General features: G+C 50.6%; 13 protein-coding genes and 2 pseudogenes. All 15 read right to left on the reverse strand.

What is annotated here, in order from left to right:
- Positions 1-75: 75 nt before the first annotated feature.
- Positions 76-2,114 (reverse strand): annotated as a pseudogene (ftsH, locus tag ASL14_RS11845) (ATP-dependent zinc metalloprotease FtsH).
- Between the two features lie 97 nt (positions 2,115-2,211).
- On the reverse strand, positions 2,212-2,751 hold the full coding sequence (gene hpt / locus ASL14_RS11850) for a hypoxanthine phosphoribosyltransferase (protein ID WP_014279057.1): 540 nt from the start codon (positions 2,749-2,751) through the stop codon (positions 2,212-2,214).
- A gap of 47 nt (positions 2,752-2,798) precedes the next feature.
- A pseudogene (tilS, locus tag ASL14_RS11855) lies at positions 2,799-4,245 on the reverse strand (tRNA lysidine(34) synthetase TilS).
- A gap of 66 nt (positions 4,246-4,311) precedes the next feature.
- Positions 4,312-5,253, reverse strand: coding sequence for a protein kinase domain-containing protein (locus ASL14_RS11860; protein ID WP_134914524.1), 942 nt, complete (start codon positions 5,251-5,253; stop codon positions 4,312-4,314).
- Positions 5,237-5,986 (reverse strand): vWA domain-containing protein, encoded by a 750-nt coding sequence (locus ASL14_RS11865; RefSeq protein WP_134911730.1) that lies wholly within the window; start codon positions 5,984-5,986, stop codon positions 5,237-5,239. Before ASL14_RS11865 ends, ASL14_RS11860 begins: the two co-directional genes overlap by 17 nt.
- Before the next feature lie 125 nt (positions 5,987-6,111).
- Positions 6,112-8,619: a stage II sporulation protein E gene (gene spoIIE / locus ASL14_RS11870; RefSeq protein ID WP_134911731.1), complete on the reverse strand. Its 2,508-nt coding sequence runs from the start codon at positions 8,617-8,619 to the stop codon at positions 6,112-6,114.
- Between the two features lie 514 nt (positions 8,620-9,133).
- Positions 9,134-9,661 carry a S1 domain-containing RNA-binding protein gene (locus tag ASL14_RS11875; protein ID WP_025683065.1) on the reverse strand — a complete coding sequence of 176 codons (528 nt, stop codon included), beginning with the start codon at positions 9,659-9,661 and terminating at the stop codon, positions 9,134-9,136.
- A gap of 123 nt (positions 9,662-9,784) precedes the next feature.
- Positions 9,785-10,114, reverse strand: coding sequence for an FtsB family cell division protein (locus tag ASL14_RS11880; RefSeq protein WP_044646042.1), 330 nt, complete (start codon positions 10,112-10,114; stop codon positions 9,785-9,787).
- A gap of 4 nt (positions 10,115-10,118) precedes the next feature.
- Positions 10,119-10,697, reverse strand: coding sequence for a spore cortex biosynthesis protein YabQ (gene yabQ, locus ASL14_RS11885; protein ID WP_134911732.1), 579 nt, complete (start codon positions 10,695-10,697; stop codon positions 10,119-10,121).
- Positions 10,694-10,978 carry a sporulation protein YabP gene (yabP, locus tag ASL14_RS11890; protein ID WP_014279048.1) on the reverse strand — a complete coding sequence of 95 codons (285 nt, stop codon included), beginning with the start codon at positions 10,976-10,978 and terminating at the stop codon, positions 10,694-10,696. The genes yabQ and yabP overlap by 4 nt, the downstream gene beginning before the upstream one ends.
- 149 nt (positions 10,979-11,127) lie before the next feature.
- Entirely contained in the window at positions 11,128-11,406 is a 279-nt protein-coding gene (locus ASL14_RS11895; protein ID WP_014599342.1) for an RNA-binding S4 domain-containing protein, read from the reverse strand.
- A complete protein-coding gene (locus ASL14_RS11900; protein WP_007428028.1) occupies positions 11,406-11,678 on the reverse strand; it encodes an HU family DNA-binding protein in 273 nt (90 codons plus the stop codon). The genes ASL14_RS11895 and ASL14_RS11900 overlap by 1 nt, the downstream gene beginning before the upstream one ends.
- 302 nt (positions 11,679-11,980) lie before the next feature.
- Complete coding sequence (gene mazG / locus ASL14_RS11905; RefSeq protein WP_134911733.1) at positions 11,981-13,477, reverse strand: bifunctional methyltransferase/pyrophosphohydrolase YabN; 1,497 nt, start codon at positions 13,475-13,477, stop codon at positions 11,981-11,983.
- A 162-nt stretch (positions 13,478-13,639) separates the two neighbouring features.
- Positions 13,640-15,445, reverse strand: coding sequence for a putative polysaccharide biosynthesis protein (locus tag ASL14_RS11910; protein WP_134911734.1), 1,806 nt, complete (start codon positions 15,443-15,445; stop codon positions 13,640-13,642).
- A 141-nt stretch (positions 15,446-15,586) separates the two neighbouring features.
- Positions 15,587-16,129: a stage V sporulation protein T gene (gene spoVT, locus ASL14_RS11915; protein WP_134911735.1), complete on the reverse strand. Its 543-nt coding sequence runs from the start codon at positions 16,127-16,129 to the stop codon at positions 15,587-15,589.
- Between the last annotated feature and the right edge of the window lie 51 nt (positions 16,130-16,180).

Below are 16,180 nucleotides of genomic sequence, written 5' to 3' on the forward strand. Positions count from 1 at the left end.
AAAAGCTCCGGAAAACCAATAGTTACTGGTTTTCCGGAGCTTTCATATACGCTTATTCAACTGTCAACCTGATAATCAGGTTGTTGTCGGTGGAGTGCCACCAGAGTTGCCCGAATTATTACCGTCCTCTGGCTTTTGCAGATTAGGAATATCATTCGGTTGATCCGTTGTATTCTTTGGCTCGTCATCCTTGCCTTGAATACGTACACGAACGTCTCCGATGTTATCGATCACAGGCTCACCATTTTCCGGTGTACCTTCTCCCTCATTCGTGCTGCCGTCCAAAGAACCTGTCTCGATCAAACGTTTAATTTGCTCAAGTTCCAGAGTTTCTTCAACCAGCAAGGTTTGGGCGATCAAATGAACCTCTTTGGAATATTTGGTCAGGAGTTCTCTGGCACGCTCATAAGACTCGGTGATGAAACGGTTCATCTCCTGGTCAATCTGATAAGCGATCTGATCACTGTAGTTCTGCTCATGACCGATATCCCGTCCAAGGAATACCTGGCCTTGCGAAGTACCGAACTGCATTGGACCGAGTTTCTCACTCATACCGTATTCCACGATCATGCTGCGTGCGATGCTTGTTGCTTGTTGGAAGTCACTGTAGGCACCTGTTCCGATTTCACCAATAAACAGTTCCTCGGATACGCGTCCACCCAGCAAACCAGTGATTTTGTCCAGCAATTCCTGCTTGGTCGTCAGCATGCGATCTTCCTTCGGAAGCATGATGACATATCCGCCTGCGCGTCCACGTGGAATAATCGTTACCTTGTGAACCATGTCGGCATTTTCCAGGAAGAAGCCGATAATCGTATGGCCTGCTTCGTGATAAGCTACAATCCGTTTCTCGCGGTCACTGATTACGCGGCTGCGTTTTTCTGTACCTACGATAACACGGTCGATCGCTTCATCCACTTCTCGCATCGAAATATCTTTACGGTCACGACGGGCTGCCAACAACGCAGCTTCGTTCAACAGGTTTTCCAGATCAGCGCCTGTAAAGCCTGTTGTACGCTTCGCAATAACATCCATTTTAACATCTTTAGTTAATGGCTTGTTGCGTGCGTGTACAAACAATACAGCTTCGCGGCCTTTAACGTCTGGGCGATCAACTGTAATTTGACGGTCAAAACGTCCCGGACGAAGCAATGCCGGATCCAGAATATCCGGACGGTTCGTTGCAGCTACGATGATAATACCTTCGTTCGCTCCGAATCCATCCATCTCAACGAGCAATTGGTTAAGCGTCTGCTCACGTTCATCATGTCCGCCACCCAATCCAGCGCCACGTTGACGTCCGACAGCATCAATTTCATCAATGAAAATGATGCATGGTGCATTCTTTTTCGCGTTTTCGAACAGATCCCGTACACGGGAAGCGCCGACACCGACGAACATTTCTACAAAATCAGAACCCGAAATGCTGAAAAACGGTACTCCGGCTTCGCCAGCAACAGCTCTTGCCAAGAGTGTTTTACCAGTACCCGGAGGGCCCACTAACAGGACACCTTTTGGAATACGGGCGCCCACAGCTGCGAACTTACGCGGGTCCTTCAAGAATTCTACGACTTCAATAAGCTCTTGCTTCTCTTCGTCGGCTCCTGCCACGTCTTCGAAGGTAACTTTCTTCTTCTCTTCGTTATAAAGACGGGCTTTGCTCTTGCCGAAGTTCATAACTTTGCCGCCACCGCCCTGCGCCTGATTGAACAGGAAGAAGAACAACAGGAACATGATCACCAAAGGAACAATAGAAGTCAAGAACGTTAGCCAAATGCTTTCGCCTTCCATTTTCTTCTGTACGTATTCAAACCCGTTCGTTTCACTAGCGGTAACCAATTCGGTTAAAGCAGAGTCCGTTGGCGGAACATACACAGAAAAATTGGTGGATTTGGCATTAGCCGGCTGCTTCTTATATGCACCGGTTACAAGATAGGCGTAACCGTCAAATTGGACCGTTACTTTAGAGATATTATTAGCTTTAACCTCTTGCCGTAATTGGTCATATCTAGGGAGATCGGAGGCTTCGTTACTGTTGCTGACAAACTGAACGATACCCACCACAACTAAAAAAGAATCAAATAAAAACCAGAATTCCGGATGAACCGATTCATCCCCTACCTCCTCTCGAAACACTTAAGTTATTTTACCATAGCCTATAAGCCCTTCTCAACAAAGGACCCTATTTAGTCCTAGGACTGGAGGCTGAGATTAGCTGGTGTAGATTTCCGGCTTCAAAATCCCTATGTATGGGAGGTTCCGGTAGTGCTCGGCATAATCCAGACCATAACCGACAACAAACGCATCCGGAAGAGTAAAGCCGGTATAATCAGCTTCAAGATTAACCGTCCGGCGGGCAGGTTTGTCAAACAAGGTTACGACACATACCGAATTGGCATTACGGTTCTTAAGCAATTCAATCAAATGAGTCAACGTCAGGCCACTGTCGATAATATCTTCGACGATCAGAACGTCGCGTCCTTCAACCGAAGCGTCCAAATCCTTAATAATTTTAACGACGCCCGATGATTTGGTGGACACACCGTAACTGGATACAGCCATGAAATCAAGCTCCAATGGTACTGTAATAGCTTTAACCAAATCCGCCATAAAGATAAACGCACCCTTCAGCACGCAGATCACCAACGGATTCTTTCCTTCGTATTGCACGCTGAGCTGTGCGCCCAATTCCTTGATTTTACTCTGAATTTCTTCTTCGCTGATTAATACTTCCTGAATATCATTCTGCAACGGTGTAAACCTCCTAAGTTTATACTATGAAAGCCGTTCCTGCGCAATTACCGATGCCCTGGACTCTCCTGTCTTTGCCATGACATATATATAACCGAAGACGTGTGCTTTTGCACCGCGGCATGTACAGAACGCCGCACGCCCGGAATCCAGAGAATAGCTCCGGAGTGGTCGCAGACGACGGGAATAATGGGACGCAGCGAAGGAGGTATTTTTTCATCAATGAAAATATCTTTAACCTTTTTTCTTCCGTTTAATCCCATTACATACATGGTATCTCCAGGTAATCGCGAGCGTATTGTCAAAGGCAGGGCTAATTCATCCGCGTCGAAGCACGCTTCCTCCTCATTCGGCGGATTGGGTCCATCCGAATAGGAAGTTCTTCGCCACCGAAGTACACCACCCGCCTCAGGCAATTCAAGCTCACCGGAAATAGGCAATACGTCCAGTCCATAGCACCATTCGCCCATAACGCCTTGCGCACGGTTAAACAAAACCGCTTGGTCATATTCGCGGATTCCAACCGCACCGCCGCCCAAGTCCAAACTCCACGTGGACGGCCGTTCCTGGAGAAGCCTCAGTCGAACGGTCTCAATTTACGAAATCTAAATTTTCACTGTCCGAAGGCAGATAATTTAATATTAGTTTAATCAACCTCCGTTGTAAAGCAACGGATAACTTGCGGTAGGAAGCAATGGAAAACATATGCCTGCCATTATCCAAGTGTACTAATTCCTCGTACACCGCCAGCGTGGATGTCTCCATAAAATCATTTTCCTCAGCCATCGTTTCGGCCAGCCGGTTCAGGGACGGTGTCAGTTGCTCATTATATTGCCCCAAAAAAGGAAGCACATCCATACGAATGGCGTTACGGCGGTATTTCGATAATAAATTGGTGCTGTCCGTTACATAGGAAAGGTCATGAAACTTGCAGAACTCGATCAGGTCAGCCTTGTACATACGTAGCAACGGGCGAATGAGTTGCACATTTTTTTCCTTGCGTGTCAGCCGCATACCCGCCAGACCCGCCGGGCCGCTACCGCGCAGCAAGTGCAGAAGAACGGTTTCGGCCTGATCATCCCCGTGATGAGCCATCGCAATATGCTGCGCCGCCCACTTTGCAGCCGTATCATGCAAAAAGGCATAGCGCAGCTCGCGAGCCGCTTCCTGCGGCCCCTTGCCGCTCTCCTTCATATAAACGGGCACATCAACCCGAATCATTTCAAACGGAACATCAAGTTTCCGAGCCATGTGGCGTACCTCCTCAGCCTCCGCATCCGATTCCTCCGGCCTGAAGCCATGATGGACGTGAGCACAGACCAGCTGCAAAGGCATATGTACGACGGATATCTCATGTAAAATATGCAAAAGGGCCACCGAATCCGGCCCTCCGGATACAGCAACCACGATGCGGTCTCCGGGGCTCCACAGCGAATGATCTCGCGCGAGGGCGAGCACTTCCTGTACAACACCGGTCGGTTTTGTTGTTCCCATTCACGACCCTCTTTTCTGCCGACCGTAAAAATGATGATCATCTGTTATCTTATGTAAGTCCTGCCGCTACCTTAGCGCAATCCAGAGCGCTCCGGCAAGCAGCAAAAGCGAGAGCGTGAAAGCATATCCCAGCCAGCGCGGATTTCCTCTTTTCACGGACGATTGCCTGACATGCGCAGAAGCCAGACGCGACCAGGAACGAGCCGCCACACGGGTATCGGGATATTCTCCACGCACTGCACCCACCAGCCATTCGGCATAGGGTCGTAATACACGGCTACGGCGAATGATGATGGTCAATTCCGCCGTATTACGTAGCTGTGGCAGCCTGCCCGCAGCTACTTTTAACGATTCGCCCTCCAATATATGAATAGTTAGAAGGGCAAAGGCAAACAGATCATACTGGGAATCGGCATTTCGACTGCCCGCATTCCAGAATCCCCTGTCATACCATTCTGTAAATTGCTTAACGCTCCGTCCCGCAAGGGACACCCCGCCATAATCAATCAACTCGGCTTCTCCATAGGCATTGACCAAAATATTTTGAGGCTTCAAATCGCCAAATACCCATCCTGCCTGATGCAGATCAGCCAAACGATTAAGTATGCCAGTTCCAGCCACACCATACCATTCCGCTCCCTTGAGCGCCACAAAACGATGAAGCGGATCTCCCTTGACGTATCGCATGACATAAAAGGGTATTTCCCCACCGCTACGCAAGGATACATCGTCCACCTCGAACAAAAAGGATGGATGTCCGTTTTGCTGGAGAGCGGATTGGGTTCCCTGCGACTGCAATGTGGTCAGCACGTTAATCTCTGATTGCAGATCAAGCGTGTTCTTCCCCATTTTCAGAGCAAATTGTCGATCTGCCTGTGCCTCTTTTACCAAATATACAGTTCCGTTCGCCCCCCGGCCCAGCAGACGCTGAATGACATAGCTGCTCCGCTTCCACTTGCCCTTGATGACCGTTCCGGGTGCAAGAACGGGATCAGACGACGTAGTCACCGAGCATCCCTTCTCCTTTGCCATAGGATTCTTCCATATCTTTCTGTTCCCCTAGTGTAACATATCGGTAATAATCAATCACTTGTAAAATGGCTGGACCCGTTGGAGTCGCCCCCTTCATCCGCAAACGGCCGAATATCGACTTGACCTGGCTAAGTTCAGAGGTCCAACCCATATCCATGACCGCGTCTTCACCCATCCGTCCCCCCGGAAAATGAAAGACAGAAATACGACTAGGCCCACTTCTGGACTGTAAACTGAGCAGCAAATCCCGAATGCTGTCTTCTACAGCAGGCAGCTTGGGCTTCATGCTCGCACTGGCATCAATGAGCAAAGCAATTTCCAAAGCGCTGGTTTCTGTCAGTTCATCCATCACCTCAACCACCTGTGCCCGTTTGGCCGGCGGCAGTTCACCGATATGTCGGGCGCCCCCCTCACCCAAAATATGCGTTAACTCTCTATTAACCGCCTGCTGAATCGTTTGAACCACTGTTTTGCGCGTCATCATCTGCATGGTCTGCGCCAATTGCTTCGTGCCTACAATTTGGCTAAAACCTCCTCCCGCTTTAGCGATTTCCTGAATCTCCGTACTTCCAAGCTCACCAATCGTCCCGTAATCTATGACTCCGGCTACGTTCACCGTAATGCCTTCCTGTAAAGCCTGAGCCGCCGCCATGACCGGACTGACACCCACATTAGAGCATCCGTCTGTAATGATCAAAATTTGCTTCATAGCTTTTTGACCTCCCGCTTCCTCGTAATCTATTCCGATAGATTCTATCTTTGCCGAATCTGGAACGATTCAAACGAAGAATACGGATTTTTAAAATGGAGGCAAATTTCCCGGGCAATGTCTATTCAGCTAACCGTACGCGGGCGCTCCATCCAGCTCATACCCGGTACATGAAGCGTGGCCCATTCTGGGCGGAAATGATCTATTTTGCTAACAACTACCGTCATGTCATCATAGATTTGATTTTGCTGGTAGCGAATAACTCGTTCCAATAGACAGTCGGCCAACTGCTGCGGGTCATCGCTTTCAATTTCCTGAATCATGCGCTTCATCCATATTTCCTTGTTTACCGCATAACCCGGCGAGTCGTATATGCCATCTGTGATCATGATCAAAATATCACCCGGCTGTAATTGAAGCGACACCAGATCAATTTCAATATCCTGTATAATGCCAATCGGCAAATTACTGGCAGATACAGGAATGACCTCCTCCCCTCTTTTAATAAAGCTCGGCGTTGACCCAATTTTCATGAATGTCGTCCGGGCCGTATACTGATCAATCAGCGCCATATCGACCGTAGCATACATTTCCTCGGGTGATCTCAGCATCAGGACAGAGTTGACCGACTTGATCGCCAGTTTCTCATCCATGCCGGATTGCAGTAATTCCTCCAAAATATTAAGCGCCGCACTGCTCTCTTGCTGCGCCCGCTCTCCGTTGCCCATGCCATCGCTCAAAGAGACCGCAAAGGTTCCGTTCCCCAGCTCCATCATGCTGTAGCTGTCTCCCGAGAAGAAATCCCCTCCTTTGGCAGCACTTGCTACTCCCGTGGCAATTTCATACGTTTTGGCGGAGCCAAACATGACCGTGGCCAATCCCTGGCGGCGATCTGCCGCCGTTTCGCGCATCACAGCAATATGCTCGTCCAATATGTCCGACAGCAGTGGAGCAATGATCTTCCGGCATTCGTCAAATCCCCTTGTATAGGCATGGACAATCTCAATTTCTACTTGGCCTGCATCCAGATTAATAATTTCAATGGATTGTATGGACAAGCCCAGCCGATCAAGCGCCTCTCGTATTTGTTCCTCCTGCCGATGCATCGTTTGCCCTTCACGCTGAATTTCCCGCGCCAAATCCTCCATAATCTGTGACACGCCAGATAGCTGGTCAGCAACAAGCTGACGACTGTCGTATACTTGGCGTTTCCACTGCATATTATGCTGGTAGAGGCTATACTGTTGCTTCATCACTTGCAGCACCGCGCCCGTCTTGGCGCACGCCTTGCTCCACTGTGGCGGCATCTGCTCCGGCTCCAAATCCGGATTCTCCTCAATCGCACTCATCATTTCCGTCATATACTGGTGAGTTTGCATAAACTTTCCGTCCCAGCACTGCTCGCACTTAAAGCAGGAGGCACATGTTCCCTCCGCCACAGCGTTCATAAAATGCTCGATTTCACCATCCGACTTCGCGCTCTCACTCGCAGATATCTGGTGAAAGCTGCGGGATAGCTGACTGAATACGCGGGAAAATTTCGTTACCCGCTCGGCAGTGAGATCACGGACCCTTTTGGCATACTCATGCTGGGATTTGGCGTGGTCCTGCGTACCAGGAACATAGGTAGAAACCGCTTTAAAGAAACTTTTTGGGGTCATTAAGAATAATAGAATCGCCGCGCAGCTCTCCCAGGTTGATGTCAGCACGTCCCCGGTCCCGTCCAAATAGATCGTCAGAATTGAGGAACCTAGCAACATCCCTAGCGCCACTGCGCCTTTTCGCCCTTCTCGCAGCATCCCTGCTAGCAAACCGGCAAATGCGAGCAAGCTCATCTGCACAATCGCAGACATATTGGCCAAGCTTAAAATTAAACCGGTAATCACACCGACCGAAGCACCTAGCGAAGCGCCCCCCACCAAGGCGAACACCAAGACCAAATAGCGAGATAGCACATGATCGACAGACAGTGAGTGAATCGTCCATCCTACCGCTCCCGTCATCACAGAGGCCAGTAAAATAATCAGACACAAAATTTCCTCATTTTTGAGCTGGCTTGTCTTTTTGCGATACGTAAACAATGGAATGGCCTGCGTAAAAACGAGTGTCAGCATAAAGCTGAGAACCGCATCCGTTCCCACGATGATAAGGTCATACCATGTGAAGGACGGGGCCATCACGGCGTAAAATAAATTGACCATAAATACAGACAGGAAAACCATAAGCGGGGCATAAGATAATTCCAGCCGATCAAAGGTTCGTAACCCGCGATACAGGAGATAGAATACAAGCAGCTCGCCGCCAATCATGAACAACGATGGATAAGGGGCAAGCAGACTGCCCAACACGACCGATACAGCCACAGGCAGCATCAGATCACGCCGCAGGAACATGATGACTGCAAAATAAGCGAGGGCAAAAGGGGATAGCTCGTCCAAAATGGTGGCGCGTCCCAGTAAAAATCCCATAGCAGACAATAGCAGCATCCATCTTTGCGCCGTTACCCATTGCACTGCTTTATGTGAATCCAGCCGCTTCTTGAGTCTGGAAGACCAACCTTCCGTACGTTCTTTAGATTTGGACTTTCTGGATTTCAACCCTGGAAAATGTACCACGTTCCATTTCTCCATCATGCGTCAGGCACCCCATTCATCAATTTGATGTTCCCATCTTAAACCGGAACGATTGAGAAAGTTTGTCAGAACCTCACGTCTTATTCCAAGAAATTTCCGACAAAAAAACGTTCTGCGCGAAAGCACAGAGCATCCGTCCCAATGCCAAGCCACGCCCGCTTGGAAGCGTATGGTAATTACGAACTCCCTCTCCTTACAAGACCTCTTCCTGTCGCCCACACTTTCGCTTAGACTAGCGATTAGCCCAGAAGATAGACGGAAAACCGTTGGAGTTTGTCGGACGATTATGTCCACACGACAAAAAAAACGTCCACTTTTCAGCTTGATTGCCCTGCTTTTTCTTCAACAAATCTTGAATATCATAAAACGCATGCAAGATTACAGTCAGATGGATCTCCCACGCTCCCATCGCCCTGCACGTATTTCAACTATTGTCGGCAGAACGCAAAAAAACCGTAGCAGTCTTTCGACTGTACGGTTTTCCGTGTATGGTTGATACGGTTGTCAAAGTGAATTAAACACGCTTCGCGCCGCGTCCTCCGCGTTTACCTTCGGTGTTCTTTTTCAGCGACGAAATGCGTTCCTCACTATCTTTCAGGAAGCGTGACATTTTATCCTCAAATGAAGGTTTACCCGGTGCAGGCTTGAACGAACGGCCTCCACGATCGCGGTTGAAACCACCGCCACCACCGCCTCCGCGTCCTTGACTTGGACCTGAACCTCCACCGCCGAAACGGTCGCCTCCGCCTGGTCCTCCTGTGCGCTCCGGTCTTGGAGCTCTTGGCGGACGGGCTTCACTTGCCGGCTTGTCAATCGTTTGCTTAATGGAAAGTCCGATTTTTCCGTCTTTGTCAACATTAATGACTTTCACCGTCACGACATCATTAATCTTCAGGTGATCGTTAACATCCTTAACGTAGTTATCGGCGATTTCCGAGATGTGAACGAGACCCGTGACACCTCCAGACAAATCCACAAATGCTCCAAAATGCGTGATGCCTGTCACTTTGCCCTCTAACTTGGTGCCCACTTCAATTGCCATAGAATAAAATGATCCTCCCTTAAAATATACAACCGATTTTTTTGCAAAAAAATCCCGCTGTGGTGATTTGATTATACAAAATGGCGGAACCAAGGTCAACTAAGCATTGGCCCGATGATGCGCCTATTTTTGCTCCCCGATGATCGGCGTCTCTTCCGGTTTGTAAAGACCGTACTTGCTTCTGGCAATTTCTCCGATATACTCGGGGTCCTTGAGACGATTGACTTCAGTTTGGAGCTGTTGTTCCGTTTGTGTAGCAGCTTGCTTCTGTTTTTCCTTCTGGGTGAGCTGTTCACTTCGATCGGCCATAATCATACCTTGAGAAAAAAAGGTGAAAATAGCCCAACTACCAAAGGCGGCAAGCGATAGCAACCAAATCATGATTCGCCTGCGCCCGCCGGCGTTGGACTTGGACGTAGGAGACGAATGGCGATCTACAGACGAATTACGCATGATACTACCTCCTTCCAAACCATCTTTTTGCTGTGTTTTTCAGTCTGATGCCGATCTTCACAAGCAATTCTGGAGTCCTCCAGCGCGCTTTAAGCGGACCGATCAGCCAAACGAGCGGCTTCCAAACCGGCATCAGGATGTATATCAGCATCCTTCCCAGGAACACAATGAGTGCCCATGTCCATCCGACCAGCTTGCGTACCAGCCGATACAGCGCCAACACCGGATGAACAATCAGGATGCGCAGTATGCTGTTCACGATCAACGTCAGTCTGCGGACTATCTTTAATAACATTACCACAAAACGTTGGGTTGTAACACTAAAGGCCCAAAAATAGAGCCAAACCCCCAAAAGTAGTCCTAAAAAGACATAAAACCGCAGCTCACCGCGATTACTCGCGTACAGCACACGGAAAATAAACAGGGCCGAGGCCACCCAATACAGCACGTCCAACATATGAATGCTCCAACGGGCAAAATGAAAGCGGATGGACAGCACCCGGTAGCTGTCGAACACCACTCCCATGGCTATGCCCGACAGCAGCATCCACGTCAATGTCAGCCATTGTGTGTGAGGGTTCATTTGAAGAGCTTGCCGAATAGGCTTTTTCCGTTTTTGGCCGGGGCCCCGGGCTCCAGGTAGACGAGGGAAGTAATCAGACCTTCAATGGACAGCAGCCCCTCTTCCAGACTGAGATTTTTGATATGTAAATGCTGTCCGCGAATGGTGAGATGACCCAGCTCGGTCTGAAGCAGGAACTCTTCACTATCGAAGCTCTCCACATTGCTGACGCCTGAAATGTCGAGCTGCTTTCGGCTTTGCATGCGCAGGTCATGGTGCTTGGGCTTCCCTTGTTCAATCATGGCATGTACCCCTCCTTCTGTTCTTAGCTTATGAAGGGGACAACGGGATTTAGAACTGCACGAATAAGAAACTGCATAAGAAAAAGCATCCCTTCATGTAAATATGAAGGGATGCTTTAATGTACTGCATATTAGAAAGTCAGATCCAGTTACCAGTTCAAACCATTGTCTCTGGCAATGGGCTCTTCCTTCACTAATGTGTACATACTTGCAGCCTCGTCCTTGCGTGTAGTGTCGGCGAGCCGTTCCACTCGCACAGTCACCAGCTTCTGGCCAAACTGGACGGTAATTTCATCGCCTACTTTGACCGCACTGCTCGGCTTGGCTTCGCGTCCGTTCACCACGACTCTCCCCTGTTCGGAGACGTCCTTGGCTACCGTACGCCGCTTAATCAGCCGCGAGACTTTCAAGAATTTATCAAGACGCATTAGTTAACGGCTTCTTTAAGCTTATTACCGGCTTTAAAAGCAGGAACGGTCGATTCTGGAATCTCAATCGTGTTACCGGTTTGTGGATTGCGGCCTGTACGGCTGGAACGCTTGCGCGTTTCGAAAGTACCAAAGCCGATCAGTTGCACTTTGTCACCGCTGGCGAGTGCATCTGTAATTTCACCAAGAACGCCATTCAATACAGCTTCAACGTCACGTTTGCTCAAACCGCTTTTGCTGGAAATATTGTTGATCAGATCTGTCTTGTTCATAAGTTAAAAGCCTCCCAAATATCAAAAAATAATCATCGCGCTGCATGTCCATGAAATGGGGCAGACGTGAGGTCAAACTCCGGCCGAAGCCGCTCTGAACACAACTGGAATACGGTTGCCCGTAGAAAACAGTTATTTTCAGAATTACTACAAGTTATTCTGGCTTGGCCTTAAAAATCCTGCAATGGCAGTCGTTTTTTAATTCGACCCCAGTTAAGCCAACATCCTACTACAAAAGCCTCCCCATTGGCAAGTCTTCTCAAACCAACACGCTTCACAAGGGGATTTTCAGCCTTTACGGCCTAGTGTCTGCCAAGAGTCTTTTTCGCTTCCTGCCAGTACGTCTCCATCTCATCTACGCTGCTGTCCTCGGGACGTCGTCCCTGCTCGCGTAATCGTTCCTCAATGTACTGGAATCGGTCGACAAATTTGCGGTTGGTGGCCGACAGCGCCTCTTCCGGATCAACTCCCATAAAACGGGCTGCGTTCACGGCAACAAATAGCACGTCGCCCAACTCCAGCAACTGCGCATCCACGGAATGTCCCTCACGAACTGCTTCCTTCAGCTCAGCCACTTCTTCGTCCAATTTATCGAATACACCTTCAATGTTCTCCCAGTTAAAGCCTACTTTTGCCGCCTTTTTCTGGAGCTTGTACGACTTCATGAGAGCAGGCAAATCACGCGGGACACCATCCAGTACGGAAGGTTGTGCTGACGCTGTGCCTTTCATCCGTTTTTCCTCGGCTTTCATCTGTTCCCAGTTTTGCAGCGCCTCTTCCGCATCATTCGCCTGATTGTCTCCAAACACGTGCGGATGGCGGAATATCAGCTTGTCATTCAGCCCTTGAATCACATCATACACATTGAAGGTTCCGACTTCCTCTTCCATCTGGGCATGCAGCAAAATTTGCAGCAGCAGATCACCCAGCTCTTCCTTCATGTGCTCAGGGTCGTCCTCATCTATCGTTTCGATGACTTCATAGGTTTCCTCGATCAAATTTTTGCGGATCGACTGATGTGTCTGTTCCCGGTCCCATGGACAACCTTCCGGACTGCGTAAAATATCAACAATCTCATGCAGACGGTCAAAAGAACGCCGTTTCAGCGCCTCATTTTCACTGCGCGGTATGTACACCAGAGACAAGTTTCCGTAGCCCTCCACCCGATCCAGCTCGTACAGTGGCACTTTATGCACCGCTTCCTCGCCCTCCACACCAAGCGCATGACCTACATAGACCTCATAGTCGTCAGGATAGCGCTCCATTAAACACAGCTTCACATCCGAAGCCGTAAACGTGTCATATACTTGTCCGATCAGCGTGTGCAACTGAGGTTGAAGCCAGCTCGCATCCAGCGTACCTGCGTCCAACAACTGGAAACCTTCAATCGGGTCAAAACCCAGACGCACAAAAGCTTCATCCAGAAAACTTTCGCCGCCAAGGATGTTCAGTTTAATGTCCTGCGCAGGGCAACGCTCTTTGAGCAATTGTACCGCCGCTTCCGCTACCATCGGATGACCCGGAACGGCATAGACGATTTCGCTTCCGTCCGCTGCTTTAGCAGCTGCTATCAACTGACTGGTAATTTCCTCGTATACCTCTGGAAAAGATTCCTTTGTCTCATACACGGTGTCAAACGACTCGAAGGCCACTCCAAACTCATCCAGTACCTTAACTGCCGGGTGCTCCTTCGTCCGCAGATACAGCGCCGAAGCGCCCCGCATTTTGTTCAATATCCCTATCGTAAGCTGATCCGGGTCTCCCGAGCCTAATCCTACGACTGTTAGTACTGCGCTCATGTCCAATCCTCCGTTCCGCAGAAACGTGGCACACACTCCGTAAATATACGGTGCGTTGCCTGCTTCCGCTTCCTTTGCTTTGGCACTACTATACCACAAAGTATATACAGGCTCATAAAATGTCTACCCCACCGCTCAACCGCAAGCGGCATAGCCACAAGGCTACGCCAGCACGCGCAGTCTGCGCAGCAGGGCTGCCAGTGGGCGTCCGAGCTTGGGCACCGCCGCAAGCTCCGCCTCTGTGATCAGCCTCAAGCGTGCGAGGCCGATCACGAACACCACGGCGCCTGCGGCTACGCCCAGCAGGCTTTCCGCCGCCGCCGTGGCACGGCCTCCGGCGACCCACCCCAAGGCACCCAGCGCCGCGCTGGTGCCCCACATCGCCGCCGCAGCTGCGCAGGCCAAGGCGGCAAGCAGTGCCGCCGGCTTGAGCACGCTGGCGGACCAGCTCCAGCGCAGCCCCGCCAGGCGGGCGAGCAGCGCGATGTTGATCGCCGCCGCCAGCAGATAGGCGGCGGCTCCCGCGATGGCGGCGCCAGCCGTGCCCAGCGGCGGCACGAGCAGCCAGTTCAGCAACGCCTTGGCTGCGGCTGCGGCGAGCATCGCCAAGGCTGGGGCGCGAACTGCGCCCAGCCCTTGCAGTAGCGCCGCCGAGATGATGCTGAGCGTGCCGCCTACGGCAGTCAGCGCCATCCAGCGGATGACTCCGCTACCGGTGTCATCCGCGTACAACATCACATTGACGGGTACCGCCAGCACAATTAAGCCTGTCGCGGCGGCTAGTCCCAACAGCCAGAACCAGCGCAGCGATTGCTCACACTGGCGGCGCGCCAGCTCCGTGCCGCCCGTTACCCGGGCTTCCGCCAACGACGGAATGAACAGTGCCGACAGCGTGGTGGCAAACATCATCACCAGTTGTACAAGCGGTAGTCCTCGGTTATAGACACCGAAGGCCACCATAACTCCTGTATCGTCCAATCCCTCCTGCTTTAACAAGCGAGGCACAGTAAAGGTGTCTACCAAACTAATCAGCGGAACCGCCAGCGCTCCCAGGCAAACAGGCAGGGCATAACGAAGCAATGCTTTTAGCAAAGCACCGTAGCTCTCCGTCCGGTGGGCTTCTCCAGCCCGTTCCTGCGCTGTCCCGGCTGCACTCTCTAGCACACCTGATACGACAGCACGACTGCCACTCACCAAATCGTCCGTCGTTCTCTCTATGACGCCAGAACGTCCAGACGCAGTCTCCTGTATGCCCATCTGTTCTGTCTTCCCAGCGACCCGCAAAGCCTGCTCAGACAGCCTCCCTTGCCTTCTGAGCTTCTTCCTGTGGTTGCGCCAGAATAGCACCATGACGACCAGACCCGCTGCCCCGCCAGCCGCAGAACCAAAAACAGCCCCGGCAGCAATCATATCGGGTCCGGCTCCTTGCGACAGCATGAGCAGCAACAGCATGATCATCACACCCACTCGTACCGTCTGCTCCGTCACTTGGGAAACAGCGGTCGGGATCATATTTTGCAAACCCTGAAAATATCCCCTTAGCCCCGCCATAACCGGCACGAACAAAAAGGCAAAGGCCGCCGCCCTCACCGAGGGAATGACATGAGCATTGTCGATCCACTGACCGATCAGCGGTGCGCACGTATACATCAGCACACCCAGAATCACACCAAACATGCCCAATACAAGGGAAGATAACCGGGCTACACGTTGCCCTGCGGCTCGGTTTCCCACCGCCTCATACTCTGCTACAAATTTGGATATCGCTGCCGGAAATCCAGCAGCAGCAATGGTAATCAACAGCGTATAGAAAGGATAAACCGTATTATAAATACCGAAAACGCCGTCACCGCCGATATTTTGCAGCGGGATTTTTTGCAATGTGCCGATCAGCTTGCTCGCTACCGCCGCCAGTGTCAAAATGACAGCACCCCGTAGCAGCCGCGATGCGGCGCGATTTTCCTGCATCGTCCGTTCCCCACTCCTACCTGAAATATGCATCTTTCACGAGTCCTATTATACCGCCTCTTTCTCCGGAAAGAAAAAAACCCTGCAAGACGACAGACGGCTTTCGCCATTCAATACGTCTTACAGGGTCGGAACGGGGGATTACTGTTCCATTTGTTTGCCGAGGAAACCAGCGGCTGTTTCAGCCATTTTGATCTCCATTTCGGCCATCTTCACGTTTTCGTCCTTGTTCAGCAACACAACGGAACCAATAGGATCACCACCCGAAACAATGGGAGCCGCCACAAAGGACGAAAGTGTTTCTTCGTGGTCTCGGGTCAGCTCATAGGAGCCGCTGGCTGTTTCCAGTACCGTTTTGCGATTATCCATACTGCCTTCGATAATGCTGCCGACCGGCTTGTCCAGAAACTCTTTTTTGGAGCCTCCGGCCACCGTAATAATGGTGTCGCGGTCGGTGATCATCGTAATATGGCCTGTGCTTTCAAACAGGGACTCAGCGTATTCTTTGGCGAAATCACCAAGTTCACCGATAGGTGAATACTTTTTCAAAATGACTTCTCCGTCACGATCCACAAAAATTTCAAGCGGATCTCCTTCACGAATTCTCAAGGTGCGGCGAATTTCCTTAGGAATAACTACCCGCCCCAGATCATCAATACGGCGAACTATACCAGTAGCTTTCATTTCACATGTTGCCCCACTTTCTCAAGAAGAATTTAGTCAACTACTGACGGT

This window comes from Paenibacillus sp. IHB B 3084 (assembly GCF_001447315.1).
Taxonomy (GTDB): Bacteria; Bacillota; Bacilli; order Paenibacillales; family Paenibacillaceae; genus Paenibacillus.

What these genes read in the sequence shown, in the direction of transcription:
- ASL14_RS11865 (WP_134911730.1), bottom strand. Translation starts at nt 5,986, where the DNA reads ATGAAGCAAATTTTGATCATTACAGACGGATGCTCTAATGTGGGTGTC.
- spoIIE (WP_134911731.1), bottom strand. Translation starts at nt 8,619, where the DNA reads ATGATGGAGAAATGGAACGTGGTACATTTTCCAGGGTTGAAATCCAGA.
- ASL14_RS11875 (WP_025683065.1), bottom strand. Translation starts at nt 9,661, where the DNA reads ATGGCAATTGAAGTGGGCACCAAGTTAGAGGGCAAAGTGACAGGCATC.
- ASL14_RS11880 (WP_044646042.1), bottom strand. Translation starts at nt 10,114, where the DNA reads ATGCGTAATTCGTCTGTAGATCGCCATTCGTCTCCTACGTCCAAGTCC.
- yabQ (WP_134911732.1), bottom strand. Translation starts at nt 10,697, where the DNA reads ATGAACCCTCACACACAATGGCTGACATTGACGTGGATGCTGCTGTCG.
- yabP (WP_014279048.1), bottom strand. Translation starts at nt 10,978, where the DNA reads ATGATTGAACAAGGGAAGCCCAAGCACCATGACCTGCGCATGCAAAGC.
- ASL14_RS11895 (WP_014599342.1), bottom strand. Translation starts at nt 11,406, where the DNA reads ATGCGTCTTGATAAATTCTTGAAAGTCTCGCGGCTGATTAAGCGGCGT.
- ASL14_RS11900 (WP_007428028.1), bottom strand. Translation starts at nt 11,678, where the DNA reads ATGAACAAGACAGATCTGATCAACAATATTTCCAGCAAAAGCGGTTTG.
- mazG (WP_134911733.1), bottom strand. Translation starts at nt 13,477, where the DNA reads ATGAGCGCAGTACTAACAGTCGTAGGATTAGGCTCGGGAGACCCGGAT.
- ASL14_RS11910 (WP_134911734.1), bottom strand. Translation starts at nt 15,445, where the DNA reads ATGCAGGAAAATCGCGCCGCATCGCGGCTGCTACGGGGTGCTGTCATT.
- spoVT (WP_134911735.1), bottom strand. Translation starts at nt 16,129, where the DNA reads ATGAAAGCTACTGGTATAGTTCGCCGTATTGATGATCTGGGGCGGGTA.